Genomic DNA, 14,023 nt, shown 5'->3' with positions numbered 1-14,023 from the left:
GACTTCGAAACCTGCGGTTCGAAATCCGCTTACGCCCCACATAAGGCCAACATCAAGATTGCGCTATTTTTGTACCGGTGCGCGCTCCGTGCTCCATCCTGTAAAGATCCTTGACCGTTTCACTGTTTGATCCTGGACGCGGCGTTTGCTCAAGTCGCAACCGCTTTCCGCAATCCTGACCTGCCCTTCCAGTTCACGAATTGCGTTATTCACTTTCCAGACGCGATCTCTCGTGGGTGTTTCGATCTCCAGTCCGTCGAGCGCCTTCTTATACGCAATGATGCGATAGCGCAGCGCCTGACCAACCCATTTGATCATGACCCGGTTTTCCCACACGCGCGCCTTCGCACCGTCGTAGGTTTCTTCGGTGGTAACCGGCTTGCTCTTCAAAACCCGAAGGCGTTCGTTGTCGGCCTTTTGCACCCTCAAGGCGACTTCGCAGAACGGCATCACAAGCTCCGCATCGCCTTTCGCATCCGCCGCGATCTTGTCGTAACGGGCATCTGAAGACTGAAACTTGTCGGAGCGCAGGTAAATCAAATAAAGATCCGGCGGAACACGGCCTTCTGTCTCAGGCAGAACTCTGGTTCGCGAAAGCTCAACCATAGTGCCGCCGATCCAATCCTTGGTCCAGGGAGGTCTGATCAGTGTCCAGCCGCGTTTGCGCAGCAGCTTCTCATCATTTGTGTAGTTGAATTTTGAAACCGGGTCGCCCCGCAGCCTGGCAGCTTCGTTGCCGACAGCAGGCATCAGGTCGTCATGAACAACCGACGGTCTGGCGCGATCAAAGTCTCCGGTCGGGCGCGTGCATCCTGCAAGCACAGCTACAAGCAGCAAGGTGGCCAAAAAGGCCTTTTGCTGTGTCCCTCGCCTCCTTGCCAAAGATGGCGTGGAGCCGGACTGAGCCGCTTCACCAATGCCCATCGGGCGTTTCTCCAGACCACGAAACCAGAAATCGGTATCAATGCGGCTGGAAAGGCTTGGACCGTCAGTCCTTGTCGGAACCAGCTGGTCCGGCCGCTTTACCGATGGTCGTGATTCGCGCGGCAAGATCAAGGTCGTGACGCTCGTAACGGACACCTGGGAAGAGGATAACCTCACCAAATGTCTCACAGCGCACCGAGCTGTGTTGATTGGAGCGCTGACCCACACGTGAAGTGGGCCTGTGCGCGGATGCGAAGTCCAACAAAGTGCCCATCGTCTCCTCCTTCGGTTCCAGTTGCCAAAAGCCGGTGTATTACCGACCGACAACGGTCAAACGGGCGACGCATTACTTCCTGCAGACTCATTAAGGAGCCGTCAGGGTTAACAGGATGCTAACGCTTTTCGTGCAATTTGAAGGAGACAAGTTCTTCCGGTCGTCCGGTCTTTTGTATTTTGTAGTCGGGTGTCATGCGCCAAAGCCAACGTTTCAATCAGACCAAACAGTTTCCTTCTTTTGGCCGAAAACCGAGTGGCGGCTCTGCTGCTGACGGTGGTGTGTTGCTCGCAGCGACAGAGCTCTTTGTCGCCAGAAGTCGCCATGATATTGAAGAACAAGAGATTTTTTCAGAACTGGCCCGCAATCTGATATCTGCGACAAGTACAGAAGACCGTCGCAGAATTGCCTCGCTACTTGCTCCGCACGCTGAAACACCAGACGATCTTTTGCAACATCTGGCCCGTCACAGTGACCACCTGACCGCCTATCCAGCGCTTCGTTACAGCGCGCGCCTTTCTGTGGATCTCCTTCAGAAAACCGCTTTCTCAGGTCCAGACACATTAAGACAGGCAATTGCAAACCGTGCGTCATTACCCGAATCGATTGTCACCTCATTGTGCGAAAACGCCGGATCGAGCGTTATCAGGATCCTACTTGATCGGAACGACGTTCTCCTCACTCAGAGACAAAAGTCTGTCCTGAACAACCGGCGGGAAATCGTTGCGGACCTGAGTGCGGAAATGGCCCACCAGGACGCACTGAACCCCGAAGCTCTCATGGGGCAATTTTTGCAATTGCCGGCGAAGCTGAAATCAAAGGCAATTGCAGCCGCCGAAATGACCAGCCTCGTCAGCCAGGCTCAGGCCCCGCGAAAGTCTCGAGACACTCGCACCGACGCGGCACGGCTCCAGCTTTGCGATGCACTGGTTCAAGAAGCACTGACCCAGAACAGACCGCGTTTTGCAGACTTGCTTTCTCAGGGACTTGGCTTGCCCCTCGCCACCTGTGATCAGCTGATGCAGGCCGATCAGGCAGATGGCTTGGCAGTCGCGTTAAAAGCCCTGGGAACAAGCAAATTACAGTTGGCGACGGTACTGATCCGCCTGTACGGAGAAGCTGCGTCCCTGGAGACCATTCGCCTTCTGCTGCGATTGCATCAAACAATCAGCTCAGGCGCGTCGGAAGTGCTAGTCAGCCAGTGGGTCCTGAGTGACCAGCCTGAGTTTACCAGCGCTGCACGGCACGCACCCCTTTACGAAGCCGGCAAGAAACATCAATCTGTCGGCGAAAAGGGACTGCCATTTCAGGAAAACAGCTTGGAACAAAAAAGTTCCGGCAACTAGATCCGAAAAAAGCTGTCCGCCGGATTAGGCTCCTCCTGCCCTTCCTCTGCCAAGGGCAACTCAATCTTTCCGTCTCGCGCTTCGATATCGACCAGCCAGTAGTCAGGATCCATGCGCGCTTCACTCTTCAACCGAGCCTCAATTGTTTCGCGATCCGTTTTTTCAAAACGCCGCTCAAACAGCCTGCTTTCGGGCCGGTCCTCGAACATGGATTGCGGTGCAGGGGCATAAAAGTCAAAACTTCCATCGAGACGATCCACACAGATAAAGACCGCACCTGCTTCAGGCGCACCTCGCTTGGAGACGGCCGCAAAGCCTCCGTCGCCAAAAATCTGACGAACCAAGGCACTGACAAAAAAGTCGGAGGTGACGCGCATCTGCATGGGCGGGATCCAATCGCGTAGAAGGTTCCCTGTCTTAGCAGATATATAATCCAGGTAAATCAGCCGGAAAGTTTACGCCCGCTGATCATTTCGAGCCGTTCGATCACTTTTGCCCCAGGCTCCCCGGTGATTGGCAAACCGCGATCGAGTTCAAAACGCTTGATCGCTGTTGTCGTGTTGAGACCCATAAGCCCGTCGGCCTTAAGAGGTCCATAGCCAAGGTCCGAAAGCGCTTTTTGCACTTTCAACAGCTTCGGGTCGGCGTCGATCCCCGGATCTGACGATTGTTCAGGCGCGCTGGCGAGAGTTCCGGAAAACCCGGGCTTTTTCCGCGGCACCGGCGTCTGGGCTTCAAACGGCGCGTCCCCATGCATGAGGACAAGAGCCAGAAGAGCCTCGTTTGCCTGTCCGGTTTCAACCTGCCCGACCTTACGCTCATACGACCGGATTGCGCGTTCTGTCGCGGGCCCGTTTATGCCGTCCAAAGGACCTTCATAAAGGCCAATTTTGCGCAATGAGATTTGAACATCCAACACCAGCTTGGAAATTTCCTGGATCTTGAGATCACCGGTCCGGCCGTCAGGTTCCGGCAGCTGCATATCGTCCGGAAGGTCACGTGTCGCAAAGAACGGAGCCGGGTGACGTCCCGGCTGCAGCCCGAGAGCATTGGCCACGATCAGACATGCGGTCAATCCCATGACCACCGTCCCGCCTGCCGCAACTGGGTTGTCGAGAGCGACATGACCGGCCCTTGCCATGATCGAATCGTTGTCTTTCAACTCCGACGCCTTCCTAGGCTTTGCAGATTTTGCGTTTCGAGCCATCTCCGCCTCCTAAGCCATCTTCGCCAATGGCCGCGTTTCGGCGTGTTCAGTATCGGTTGAAACATCCTTGAACGGCGCAACGCGGGCCGGCAAACGAATGCAAACGCTTTCGCCGTGTCCCAGCATCGTTTGGACTTTCAGGCAGGCATTGGTGCGCTCGAGAAGATCTCCGGCGAATGCCAGGACCGGTTTGCTGTCTTCAGAGCTCCACTGCAGGCTCGACTTTCGGTCCTTGACGGAAAACAGCAGTTCAAACCCGGCAAGACTGCAGTTGGCCTCGACAAGAATTTTTGCCCCCGAACCGCTTGTCGCAATCATGTCCAGCAACACGAAACACAGTGCCTTGCGCACCAGCGCTCCATCGACAAAAACAAGCGGCAGATTTTGACCCCAGATTGTTTCAATCTGCACTCCCTGACGATCCGCAGCCGATCCAATCCTTTCAAGGCAGAATTCCAATGCTGCCGCGATGTCGGTCTTTGCGAAGACCGGTTCGAGGTTTTCGCCTTGCCCCACCATTAGGTCTGAAAGGTCCGCCAATGCGGAAAGGCCGATCTGACTGGATCTTTTGATATCTCTGGCAGCATCTTCGAAACGGTATCGGTCAGATGCAAGGTCGATATGTTCCAGGTCAGCTGCGCGAGACAAAACATTTTCAAGTGCTGTTCGAACGCCCCGACCAGCCGTCTCGTTTATTTCCGCCGAGATACGCTCAAGCCTGGATTTCGCCCCTTCAGAGAGAGGTTGCGAAAGTGACGAAACCGGCAGCTCCTCCGCCGCGCGCAGGCTCAGCAGAAGGGATCCGTTTTCCTTTGTGTCCAGGCCTGTTTCCTGAACTGGCGGACGCAGTTTCAGCGTTAGATTTCGATACTCCGCCTGCCCCGTTTCGCCAGGACTGGAGGCACCGACGCGCAAGCGAACATCAAACGGTGTCGCCTCGCCTTCATTTCGAGCCTCGGATAGTTTGGTCAGATAGAGCGGCCGGTCCGCCACATGAAGTCTTGAAAACAACCAGCTGTCAGAATTGAACCCTGCCGAAATGCCGAGCAATTCCTTGACCGGCCCACCCATGACTGAAAGCCCTCCGTCGGGTTTCAATTCGCAAAAGACTTCAGACACCGATTGGTTGATTAGCTGTCGACGCCCTTCCGAAGCCTTCATCAAAGACCTGGCGTGCTTCCGGTCCGCCGAAATACGAATAGCAAGCAAACCGACATATAGAATTGCCGCAACACTCGCCAAAAGCGTGACGCCAGTCGGCAAAGGAGCAACTTCCGCCAGTGTTGCAGGAGCAACAGAGACAGCAATCAACAAGCCCGCGCAAAGCAACGTTACGGAATAGGCCGTCTTACGGCTGGTTGAAAACGCAGCTTCAACAGGTGGAACGAGTAGCCAGAGAAACGCAAATGATGCACTACCGCCTGTCAGAACGCAGATGGCGGCGACAAATCCGGCGAACAAGCTGGCAGACAATCCGATCGTCCGGTCAAGCGCACCCGAACGAGACAAGTAAAGAGCAAGCGGCCATTGGCTGAGCAACCATGACAGCATCAACGTCACAACAACATGGGGAGGTCCAGCAAGTGCCAGGTGCAATGGCAAGACAACGAGAGCGGACGTTCCCGCAACTGTCGCACTGATTAGAAAAGATCGGTGCAAGGGAGCCAAAAAAACATCGTCAGCCGCGGAGGGATGAATCATACCTTCCAGACGAGCCGTCCAATGCTCCCAAAAAACACTCAGCAAATTCAGAAGGTTACGCACTCTTTACTACCATAAACCAGACACGGACCTAATCACCCGCAACGCTTGTAGGACCATTGTCGGCCGGAGCACTTAAGGAACGATAAAGGATGAATTCATATCGCCCAAAATTTTCGAAAAAACCGGCTGCAAACAGCGGCTTGTGCAAGAAAAGATAAAATTTGAATCAAAATCTCAGAAAACTCGACTTAAATACCTGTTTTATTTTATGAAAATTGACCTTTCCGATTCAACCCGACATTCTCAAGTCGTTGCTAAGGTGACCTCATAACAAGCGCGTCGGCAGCAAAAAAGATGCGCAAACCGAACTAACTATGGGTAGCGACATGTTCTTTTTGATGAGAACAGCCTTTTGGCTCACCTTGGTGCTGGTCCTGATTCCTCTCGGATCAGATGAAAACAGTACACAGGTGGATACTGTAAATCCTGTTTCGGCCTATCTGGCGGCGCAGGCGACCGTTTCCGACATCGGTAGCTTTTGCAGCCGCAATCCGGATGCGTGTGAAACCGGTGGCGACGCACTTTCGGCCATTGGCAGCCGTGCGCGCGATGGTGCGCGTATTGTCTACCAGTTTTTGGACCAGCAAGTGGCGAACGACTCCGGTCGAGAAACCATCGTTACAGGGTCGACTGCCACCCCGAATTCAACAACGCCGCAGCGGCCAGTAGTTGTTTCTTCGACAAGCCAACCGGTGTTTGAGGCCCTGACACGCCTGGACACAGAAATTGGGCCGGTGCCGCGTCCAAAGCCACGCTCAGGCGCCTGACCTGGAGCGAACAGCTGTTTCGAATTCTCTCAACTTCCAGAATCTTGCAAGCAGCTGACTATCCCCGCTTGAGCGATGCCTTTCCAATCGGCATCGCAAAAACGGCTTTACTTCAGCGGCTCCGTGCTGCTGCGCCGCAGATGAATAGCTGCCCATTTCATCTGCGGCGATTTTCTTTTTCACGATTTTGCTCTGCCGCTTTCCTTCATGCACAAATACCAGGCCAAAAGCATCCGCCCGCAGTTGGCTCTGTCCATATCTCCGGTTTGTACTTTCTCTCACAAAGGCTATATGACACGGGAAAGACCAACAAAGACCGGTGCCATGACCACAAGTTTCAGCGATATCCTGGAAACCTTCGACTTTCTGGACGACTGGGAAGACCGCTACAAGTACCTGATCGATCTGGGAAAGGAACTTCCGGAGCTCACCGACGCCGAACGCACAGACAGATTCAAGGTCCGGGGTTGCGTGTCGCAGGTCTGGCTCATCACTGCGATTGAAAAAAACGACGCAGGAGCCCCGGTCCTGACGTTCCGGGGTGATAGCGACGCCTTGATCGTGCAAGGACTTGTCGCAGTGGTGACCGCGCTCTTCAATGGCAAAACTGCGCAGGAAATCTTGAATACAGATGTTCAGGGTGTTTTCGCGCAGCTCGGACTGCAAGAACACTTGACCCCGCAGCGCTCAAACGGATTGAAATCAATGGTTGGGCGCATCCGTTCCGATGCAGAGCAGGCACTCGCTGCCGCTTAGTGCGCATCTTCTGGGTTGATCATCGCCCCAAAGCCGGATCAACAAAAAAGAGCTGCCACAAGGGCAGCTCTAAATGGATTGGCAGAAAGCCAGATCGAATTATTTCGAGCGCTTACGCTGCTGACCAAGACCCATTTTCTTGGCAAGTTCAGAACGTGCTGCGGCATAGTTCGGCGCAACCATCGGATAGTCGGCGCCAAGGTCCCACTTCTCCCGGTACTCTTCCGGTGTCATGTTGTAGTGGGTGCGCAAGTGTCTCTTGAGAGACTTGAACTTCTTGCCATCCTCGAGACAGATAATGTAGTCCGGCATAACCGACTTCTTGATCGGCACTGCTGGCTTCAGCGGCTCGGGCTCTGGTTCGTTCGAAGCTGTCGCAGTTTTCTGCAAGGCACCGTATACTTCGTTGATCAGGCCCGGCAAATCTGTGGAAGCAACCGTGTTGTTGCTCACATAAGCCGATACGATGTCTGCTGTAAGATCAATGAGATTTGCATCCACCGGACTATCAGTCATTTTTCACCCGTTCTCTACTGAATTTCAAAATTTTACTGCGTTATAAACCTGCAAAAATGGGCGCCGCAAGTGTCTTGGGAATATCAGTTACTTACGAACCTAGAAATCGGGAACGATTCTACTTTGCAGGTGATTGTCACCGCCTTATATCGCCGGAGTCCTGATCAGACAACCCCACTAGTCAAATAAAAGTCGACTAAAGGCAATAAAAATAAAATTCTACAAATATTGACCGTTTCCTATGCACCTAGTTTAACAATGGTCCAAAAGTATAGTCGAGTGAACTGACTTTGATCAGCTAATATCACAACGCAAACACACTTATCCCTTTGGCCGCATGATTTCGGCCAATGCATCCACTTTTGTATCGGCACAGGGGCGATATCCCGCCGCATACGCAGCTTTGGCCAACAAGTGGGCAGAAATAGGGGCAGTCAACAAGAAGAACACAACACCGGCGATGGCTCGGGTCACGACAGCCAGGTCGCCAGCATCAACGGCAAGCGCAAGCAGCATCACACCCGAGCCGAGAGTGCCCGCTTTGGAGGCTGCATGAGTGCGCATATAAACGTCTTTCAGGCGCAAAAGACCAATTGACGCAACAAGGGCAAACGACGCGCCGACGATCAGCATCAACCCGGTCACAATTTCCACAACAGCGGTCATTGTCCAGCCTTCCTGCGTTCTATGCTCTCTTCTACTTCTTCCATGATCGTCTCATCGCCTGCCAGCCCCCGGTTCAAGACGAAACGCGCAAAGGCGACAGTTGCGAGAAAACCAACGAGCCCAAGCGTGATGGCAATGTCGATATAAAGATAGAAGCCGGTCAAAACACCAATTGCGGCGATGAACCCGATGCCGACTGCAACAAGCATGTCCAGGGCAACCACACGATCCGGAAGGCTGGGCCCCTTGACCGTGCGGATAACGATCACAACGAAGGATATCGTCAGCAATCCGAGCGCGATATGCACCGAAAATTCCAGAAATTGCGACGAGAAGTTTTCAAGCGAGCTCATCTGAACACCTCCAGAATCTTGCGCTCGAAGCCATTCTTGATGTCATCGATCGTCGCCTGCGGATCAGGAACATCGATGCAGTGGATATAAAGCACTTGCCTGTCGTCAGAAACGTCGACAGAGAGCGTACCCGGCGTCAAAGTAATGAGGTTCGCAAGCATCGTGATTTCAAAATCGCGATCGACTGTCAGCGGCAATGCGATGATGCCGGGCTGCAATTCGATACGCGGTCGCAGCACGATCGTGGCAACACGCCAGGCAGACTGGACCAGTTCTGAGACAAACAGCAACGCCAGCCCGATCCCTTTGATGATTTTTTCAAAATATCCGGCGGTCCCGACCTGTTCGCGAATGAGATAAAGCGCACCGAACCCGAGAATAAATCCGAAGATCAGATTGACCTCAGAAAAGCTTCCTGAGACGGCACCCCACGCAAGTGCAAGCAGGATGTTTATGAGAAAGAGACCAGTCATCCCTCACCTCCAAAGACTGAGCGGACATAGCCGAGCGGATCGACGACACCGCTGGCGCCTTGTGTCGATAGTTCCAGCATCCATTCTGGCTGCAAGCCGAAATAGATGATGAGCGCGGTCAAAATTCCCAGCGGCAGCCAAACAGCCGCGCCGGTCAACTGAGACGTATCAGCAACGACTGACGGTGCGGTTTGCCCATCGGGCGTTCCTTCCGGCCCACCACGCCAGAATGCAAAGATCCAAACGCGGCCCATGGCAAGCGTTGTCAGGAAACCGCTGATCAATATGGCTGCTCCCAGCCAGGCGCGCCCATCCTGGAAGGCAGCATCGACCAAAATCACTTTCGGCCAGAAGCCGGAAAACGGCGGCAGTCCGGAAACGGCAAAGACAAGCACAAGGAAAACGCCCGCAAAGGCCACGTTTTTCTGGTAGAGGCCGCCAAGTTTGCGCAGATCATAGGAACCTCCCATCAGGTTCATGATACCCGACGCCATATATAGGGCTGTCATGACGATGATTGAATGGACCGCGTAAAAGATCGCCCCGGAGACAGCCAGAACAGACCCGACCGCCACTCCGGCAAGCATGGAGCCGATCCCCGCGATCACCAGATAGCCCAGCAAGCGGCGTACTTCGCTTTGCGCGAGCGCTCCAATTGCGCCCGTTAGAAGCGTCACGATTGCCACCCATCCGATAACATCGGCCATAAAAATGCGCGACTCTGGCAGGATCAGGACAAATACACGGATCAGCGCGTAGACCCCAACCTTTGTCAGAAGCCCAGCAAAGACGGCCGAGACCACAATGTTCGGCGTATGGTACGAGGCCGGAAGCCAGAAATTGACCGGAAAGGCAGCCGCCTTCATTGCGAAGGCAAGGAAGTAGAGCGCAGCAACCGTCGCAAGTGTCCCCGATGCCGGGTTCTCCAGCTCTGCCACCTTGATGGCGATATCAGCCATATTCAGCGTGCCGAAGATCCCATAGAGCAGCCCTGTCGCGATCAGGAACAGGTTTGTTCCGACCAGATTGAGAACACCGTATTTGACGGCACCATCAAGCTGAATTCGGTCATTTCCGAGCACAAGAAGTCCGTAGGAGGAAATCAGCAGAACCTCGAACCAGACATAAAGGTTGAAGATATCAGCGGTCAGGAACGCGCCACTGACACCCGTCATCAACAACAAGAGGAAGGGATAAAACCCGTAACGCCGGCCGGTGTTGTCGACGGTGGACGCTCCATAGACGCCAGCACAAAACGCGACAATCGCACCGATGAGCGTCAGCGTCGCGCCCAAGGCATCAGCGGTCAGCGCAATACCGAATGGTGGCAACCAACTGCCCATGACCATGGTTATGACCCCATGATCCAGCACCCTTATCAAGAGCCCGAGTGAGGCAAGCACCAGCAAACCAAGCAAGGCAATGCCCATCTTTGCCTGTATGTCTGTGTTCTTGCGCAACATCAGGCACACGGCACCACCCAGCATGGTGATCAGGATCGGAGCGATCACCAGCCAATCGCCCGACGCAACGGGCGCGGTTGCCATGGCTTCTGAATAGTCAACGGAAACGGATGAACCAGCCATAAAGCTCAGTACCCTTGCGGCGGAGTTTGATCGTTTTCAGGTTCGGCGACGCGCATCCGGTTCACTTCATCCGTCCCCAGTTCCTGGTAGGCCCGAAATGCCAACACCAGAAGGAATGCAAAGAACGAAAAGGAGATGACGATAGCAGTCAGCACGAGTGCTTGCGGCAGCGGATTGGCTGTAGCAACTTCCGGAACATAGAGATGCTCCGGAATGAGAGGCGGAACCTCGCGGGTCAGGCGTCCGTTTGTAAAAATAAGCATATTGACCGCATTGCCCAGGATCGCGATGCCGAGCAACATGCGCACCAGTTGCTTCGACAGCATCAGGTAGACGGCCACCGCAAAAAACAGTCCGATCAGGATCGCAACACCTGTTTCCATCAGTCGGTCTCCCTTTCTTCAAGAGCAAGGGCAATGGACCCGATCGCACCAACCACGACCAGATAGACGCCGATGTCGAAGACAAGCGGTGTGGACAAGGGAACCTCAACTCCAAAGAGATCGAAGATCAGCCACTGACTGGTCATGAAGGCCTGGTTCTTGAAAAAAGACAGCGTGCCCGCCAGCGCTCCGATAAAGAGACCAAATCCGGCAACACTCATCGGATGAAACACAATGGCACGGCGCACAGATGCAACGCCGCAAGCGATACCGAAGATTGCCAATGCCGAGGCAGCGATCAGCCCACCGATGAACCCTCCCCCCGGCTCATTGTGGCCGCGCAGCAGCACGAAGATCGAGAAAAGAACCATGAGCGCAGTCAGGTAAGGTGCAATTGTGCGGAAAATTATCGTGCGCATCAGCGTGCCTCCGCTTTCTGGGTCTGCACAACGTCCGGTTCGCTTCCTTCCGAGTCCGGTTCAGGCTTGGTGCGAACGCGGATCAGAGCGAGCACACAAAGCCCTGCAAGCACAACCACGGCAATCTCACCAAGGGTATCAACACCGCGGAAATCCACCAGGATAACGTTGACGATGTTGCGCCCATGGGCGATCGAGCGGCTGTACTCGGTAAAGAATTCCGACAGTCGGCTGTCAAACGGCTGCTGGGTAATGGCAAGCAATGTCAGCGTCAGCCCGAGCCCCACCGCAGCAGCGATAACACCCGTGCCGAGAGCTGCGGGAGCTGTGCGATGATCTCGCGGTGAAAGATTGAGCCGCGTCATGACCAGAGCAAGAATGACGACGGACAGTGTTTCCACCATGAATTGGGTAAACGACAGATCGGGTGCGCCGAACATCATGAAGATCAGCGCGACTGCGAACCCTTGGATGCCAAGCGAGACGATTGCGGTCAGGCGCGTCTTGGCAATCAGAACCGCGATCAGTCCCAGGATCGCAATGAAGAATATGCCCCATTCATAGAAGCGATATTCGGGCATCTTCGGCATGGCCGGCAGGCTGTTCGTCAGAAAACCCGGCAAAAGCACCGCCAGCGCCGTGAACCCGAAGGTCAGCATCATGTAAGTGTGCATTTTCCCGGTTTGCAGGTGACGCGTTATCCATGCCGAGAAGCCAACAACACCTGAAACGAATTGATCAAACCCTTTATCTGGGCCCCAGCCGATCGCCGCCAGAATACCTGCGATAATTGCACGCAAGCGGTCGAGCTGAGTGAACAGAGCAATACCGAGGCCGATCGTGATCACTGACAGGATCAGCGGCGCGTTGATCTTGGTCGGCCACAAGTGCAGATCGATGCTTTTGAATTCACCCAGCAAAGACGAGAGCGTCGGGCCAACGAATAGCACGCCTGTTGTGTGCGCAATCAACGCCAACCCGAGACCGGTCACCGACAAGAAAACCGGTCCGGCGAACAGGAGGACGGGTCCTTCGTGCGCATGTTTCGGGGTGTCGACCTTGGGCCCGAAAAATGGCTTGATGGCAACGGCAGCAGCGATCACCAGCATTAGCGAATTGCCGACTACGGCCGTCACGGTGATCGGCAGCCCCAGTTCCAGCCAGCCCCAGGTTCCGTAGTAAAGCACTTCCTTTGCAATAAAACCGATAAACGGCGGCAAGCCGGCCATGGAAAGTGCGGCAAGGCATGCTGCCACAAAGGTTATCGGCATCGCCGAGCGCAACCCGCCGAGCTTGGTGATATCTCGCGTTCCAGCTTCATGATCGATGGTGCCCGCCACCATGAAAAGCGCACCTTTGAACAACGAATGCGCGAGCAGATAGAGCACTGCTCCTTCAAGGGCTTTTTCGTGGCTCGTGCCGGTTAACATGACAAGAAGACCGAGTGATGCAACGGTCGTATAGGCCAACATCAGCTTCAGGTCCGTCATGCGGACCGCAAGGATCGTACCGACCAGAAGCGTTATCCCACCGAAGAGCGGCAGAACCGTTGTCCAAAGCGCGGTATCTCCGAGCAGTGGATGAACCCGCATCAGCAGGTAGACACCGGCCTTGACCATCGTCGCGGAGTGCAGATACGCCGAAACCGGCGTCGGTGCTTCCATGGCGTTGGGTAGCCAGAAATGGAACGGAAACTGCGCCGACTTCGTAAAGGCTCCACCGAGAACGAGCAGGAAAATCGGAACATACAGGCCGCTGTCCTTGATAATGTCGGGCGACGACAACAGTACCGACATCTCGATTTCGCCGGTCGCATTGATGATCACGATAAAGCCTGCCAGGAGCACAAGCCCGCCCCCGCCGGTCACCACAAGCGCCTGAACAGCGGCGCGTCGAGACGCCGCTCTCAAGTGATCGAACCCGATCAGGAGGAACGACGTGATTGAGGTTAGCTCCCAGAAAATGAACAACGAAATCAAGTTGTTGCAAAGCACCAGCCCGAGCATCGCGCCCATGAACATAAACAGGAAAGAAAAGAAGCGCCCCTGCTGAGGGTGCCCTTTCAGATACCCGCCCGCATAAAGGATGATGAACGTGCCGATGCCAGAAATCAGCAGAGCGAACAGCGTCGACAACCCGTCAACATAGACAGAGAAATTCACCCCGTAACTGGGAGCCCAGGCCATGGAGGCAACAAATGTCTGGCCTTCGGAAACGGGTCCAATGAACCCGGCGAAGTGCAGAAAGATCAACCCCGGAACAATTGCCAGTGGCCAGGCTGCATTGTGTTTGAACCAGCGCGTCAGGATCGGGGCAACCACGGCGGCCGCAAATGGCGCCAGAACGGCGTAAAGTGTGGTGTCGTCGATCGCTGCTGGCGTCATGGTGATCTTTCATCACAAACTAAATCGGCGGGACATATGACTTCGAATCAATTCCCAGTCCGCAAGATAATAGCGGTCAGGAAGAGTTATGACATGTCTTAGGCAAGCGATACTGCGTTTCAAGCGTTCCAGATACGATTTTCACGTGTTTAGAGGCGTATTTTTTCGTTTAGTTGCCAACCAAGCTGGTAGTTCTACCGTAAAA

At 54.5% G+C, this 14,023-nt stretch carries 16 protein-coding genes; 3 read left to right on the top strand and 13 right to left on the bottom strand.

All coding sequences use genetic code 11. The features are described from left to right. Nucleotides 1–63: 63 nt before the first annotated feature. Nucleotides 64–924 carry a hypothetical protein gene (locus FIV00_RS13555; protein ID WP_152501246.1) on the bottom strand — a complete coding sequence of 287 codons (861 nt, stop codon included), beginning with the start codon at nt 922–924 and terminating at the stop codon, nt 64–66. Nucleotides 925–988: 64 nt separating this feature from the next. Then, nucleotides 989–1,198: a hypothetical protein gene (locus FIV00_RS30090; RefSeq protein ID WP_152501245.1), complete on the bottom strand. Its 210-nt coding sequence runs from the start codon at nt 1,196–1,198 to the stop codon at nt 989–991. A gap of 194 nt (nt 1,199–1,392) precedes the next feature. On the opposite strand from FIV00_RS30090, the gene FIV00_RS13545 reads away from it, so the two are divergent. Then, nucleotides 1,393–2,544 carry a DUF2336 domain-containing protein gene (locus FIV00_RS13545; protein WP_152501244.1) on the top strand — a complete coding sequence of 384 codons (1,152 nt, stop codon included), beginning with the start codon at nt 1,393–1,395 and terminating at the stop codon, nt 2,542–2,544. Here the strand turns inward: FIV00_RS13545 and FIV00_RS13540 are convergent. From FIV00_RS13540 to FIV00_RS13530, 3 genes are read right to left on the bottom strand one after another with little or no spacing between them, the layout of a single operon-like run. Next, nucleotides 2,541–2,927 (bottom strand): DUF1491 family protein, encoded by a 387-nt coding sequence (locus FIV00_RS13540; RefSeq protein WP_209006924.1) that lies wholly within the window; start codon nt 2,925–2,927, stop codon nt 2,541–2,543. The genes FIV00_RS13545 and FIV00_RS13540 overlap by 4 nt on opposite strands. A 59-nt stretch (nt 2,928–2,986) precedes the next feature. Then, the gene (locus tag FIV00_RS13535) at nt 2,987–3,751 is read right to left on the bottom strand and encodes a peptidoglycan-binding protein (protein ID WP_152501243.1); all 765 of its coding nucleotides are present in this window, start codon (nt 3,749–3,751) and stop codon (nt 2,987–2,989) included. Nucleotides 3,752–3,760: 9 nt separating this feature from the next. Next, complete coding sequence (locus tag FIV00_RS13530; RefSeq protein WP_152501242.1) at nt 3,761–5,452, bottom strand: HAMP domain-containing histidine kinase; 1,692 nt, start codon at nt 5,450–5,452, stop codon at nt 3,761–3,763. Between the two features lie 389 nt (nt 5,453–5,841). Here FIV00_RS13530 and FIV00_RS13525 point away from each other — a divergent pair, with 389 nt between their 5' ends. Together FIV00_RS13525 and FIV00_RS13520 are read left to right on the top strand one after the other, a co-directional pair. Beyond that, on the top strand, nt 5,842–6,282 hold the full coding sequence (locus tag FIV00_RS13525; RefSeq protein WP_152501241.1) for a DUF5330 domain-containing protein: 441 nt from the start codon (nt 5,842–5,844) through the stop codon (nt 6,280–6,282). A 324-nt stretch (nt 6,283–6,606) separates the two neighbouring features. Further along, nucleotides 6,607–7,038, top strand: a complete 432-nt coding sequence (locus tag FIV00_RS13520; protein ID WP_152501240.1) for a SufE family protein — start codon at nt 6,607–6,609, stop codon at nt 7,036–7,038. 99 nt (nt 7,039–7,137) lie between these two features. Here the strand turns inward: FIV00_RS13520 and FIV00_RS13515 are convergent, their stop codons facing one another. The 8 genes from FIV00_RS13515 to FIV00_RS13480 all read right to left on the bottom strand — a co-directional run bounded on the left by FIV00_RS13515 (nt 7,138) and on the right by FIV00_RS13480 (nt 13,818). After that, on the bottom strand, nt 7,138–7,554 hold the full coding sequence (locus tag FIV00_RS13515) for a MucR family transcriptional regulator (protein WP_152501239.1): 417 nt from the start codon (nt 7,552–7,554) through the stop codon (nt 7,138–7,140). A gap of 321 nt (nt 7,555–7,875) precedes the next feature. Beyond that, nucleotides 7,876–8,220 carry a monovalent cation/H(+) antiporter subunit G gene (gene mnhG / locus FIV00_RS13510; protein ID WP_152501238.1) on the bottom strand — a complete coding sequence of 115 codons (345 nt, stop codon included), beginning with the start codon at nt 8,218–8,220 and terminating at the stop codon, nt 7,876–7,878. After that, on the bottom strand, nt 8,217–8,573 hold the full coding sequence (locus tag FIV00_RS13505; protein WP_152501237.1) for a cation:proton antiporter: 357 nt from the start codon (nt 8,571–8,573) through the stop codon (nt 8,217–8,219). The genes mnhG and FIV00_RS13505 overlap by 4 nt, the downstream gene beginning before the upstream one ends. Further along, complete coding sequence (locus tag FIV00_RS13500; RefSeq protein WP_152501236.1) at nt 8,570–9,046, bottom strand: Na+/H+ antiporter subunit E; 477 nt, start codon at nt 9,044–9,046, stop codon at nt 8,570–8,572. Before FIV00_RS13500 ends, FIV00_RS13505 begins: the two co-directional genes overlap by 4 nt. Continuing rightward, nucleotides 9,043–10,632: a Na+/H+ antiporter subunit D gene (locus FIV00_RS13495; RefSeq protein WP_152501235.1), complete on the bottom strand. Its 1,590-nt coding sequence runs from the start codon at nt 10,630–10,632 to the stop codon at nt 9,043–9,045. The genes FIV00_RS13500 and FIV00_RS13495 overlap by 4 nt, the downstream gene beginning before the upstream one ends. 5 nt (nt 10,633–10,637) lie before the next feature. Then, nucleotides 10,638–11,015 carry a Na+/H+ antiporter subunit C gene (locus FIV00_RS13490; protein ID WP_152501234.1) on the bottom strand — a complete coding sequence of 126 codons (378 nt, stop codon included), beginning with the start codon at nt 11,013–11,015 and terminating at the stop codon, nt 10,638–10,640. Beyond that, nucleotides 11,015–11,434, bottom strand: coding sequence for a Na(+)/H(+) antiporter subunit B (locus FIV00_RS13485; RefSeq protein WP_152501233.1), 420 nt, complete (start codon nt 11,432–11,434; stop codon nt 11,015–11,017). The genes FIV00_RS13490 and FIV00_RS13485 overlap by 1 nt, the downstream gene beginning before the upstream one ends. Then, nucleotides 11,434–13,818, bottom strand: coding sequence for a putative monovalent cation/H+ antiporter subunit A (locus FIV00_RS13480; protein WP_152501232.1), 2,385 nt, complete (start codon nt 13,816–13,818; stop codon nt 11,434–11,436). The genes FIV00_RS13485 and FIV00_RS13480 overlap by 1 nt, the downstream gene beginning before the upstream one ends. Between the last annotated feature and the right edge of the window lie 205 nt (nt 13,819–14,023).

Source organism: Labrenzia sp. THAF82 (assembly GCF_009363435.1).
Lineage (GTDB): Bacteria > Pseudomonadota > Alphaproteobacteria > Rhizobiales > Stappiaceae > Roseibium > Roseibium porphyridii.
This window is presented reverse-complemented; position numbering and strand designations above follow the sequence as displayed.

What these genes read in the sequence shown, in the direction of transcription:
- FIV00_RS13555 (WP_152501246.1), bottom strand. Translation starts at nt 924, where the DNA reads ATGGGCATTGGTGAAGCGGCTCAGTCCGGCTCCACGCCATCTTTGGCA.
- FIV00_RS30090 (WP_152501245.1), bottom strand. Translation starts at nt 1,198, where the DNA reads ATGGGCACTTTGTTGGACTTCGCATCCGCGCACAGGCCCACTTCACGT.
- FIV00_RS13545 (WP_152501244.1), top strand. Translation starts at nt 1,393, where the DNA reads ATGCGCCAAAGCCAACGTTTCAATCAGACCAAACAGTTTCCTTCTTTT.
- FIV00_RS13540 (WP_209006924.1), bottom strand. Translation starts at nt 2,927, where the DNA reads ATGCAGATGCGCGTCACCTCCGACTTTTTTGTCAGTGCCTTGGTTCGT.
- FIV00_RS13535 (WP_152501243.1), bottom strand. Translation starts at nt 3,751, where the DNA reads ATGGCTCGAAACGCAAAATCTGCAAAGCCTAGGAAGGCGTCGGAGTTG.
- FIV00_RS13530 (WP_152501242.1), bottom strand. Translation starts at nt 5,452, where the DNA reads ATGATTCATCCCTCCGCGGCTGACGATGTTTTTTTGGCTCCCTTGCAC.
- FIV00_RS13525 (WP_152501241.1), top strand. Translation starts at nt 5,842, where the DNA reads ATGTTCTTTTTGATGAGAACAGCCTTTTGGCTCACCTTGGTGCTGGTC.
- FIV00_RS13520 (WP_152501240.1), top strand. Translation starts at nt 6,607, where the DNA reads ATGACCACAAGTTTCAGCGATATCCTGGAAACCTTCGACTTTCTGGAC.
- FIV00_RS13515 (WP_152501239.1), bottom strand. Translation starts at nt 7,554, where the DNA reads ATGACTGATAGTCCGGTGGATGCAAATCTCATTGATCTTACAGCAGAC.
- mnhG (WP_152501238.1), bottom strand. Translation starts at nt 8,220, where the DNA reads ATGACCGCTGTTGTGGAAATTGTGACCGGGTTGATGCTGATCGTCGGC.
- FIV00_RS13505 (WP_152501237.1), bottom strand. Translation starts at nt 8,573, where the DNA reads ATGAGCTCGCTTGAAAACTTCTCGTCGCAATTTCTGGAATTTTCGGTG.
- FIV00_RS13500 (WP_152501236.1), bottom strand. Translation starts at nt 9,046, where the DNA reads ATGACTGGTCTCTTTCTCATAAACATCCTGCTTGCACTTGCGTGGGGT.
- FIV00_RS13495 (WP_152501235.1), bottom strand. Translation starts at nt 10,632, where the DNA reads ATGGCTGGTTCATCCGTTTCCGTTGACTATTCAGAAGCCATGGCAACC.
- FIV00_RS13490 (WP_152501234.1), bottom strand. Translation starts at nt 11,015, where the DNA reads ATGGAAACAGGTGTTGCGATCCTGATCGGACTGTTTTTTGCGGTGGCC.
- FIV00_RS13485 (WP_152501233.1), bottom strand. Translation starts at nt 11,434, where the DNA reads ATGCGCACGATAATTTTCCGCACAATTGCACCTTACCTGACTGCGCTC.
- FIV00_RS13480 (WP_152501232.1), bottom strand. Translation starts at nt 13,818, where the DNA reads ATGACGCCAGCAGCGATCGACGACACCACACTTTACGCCGTTCTGGCG.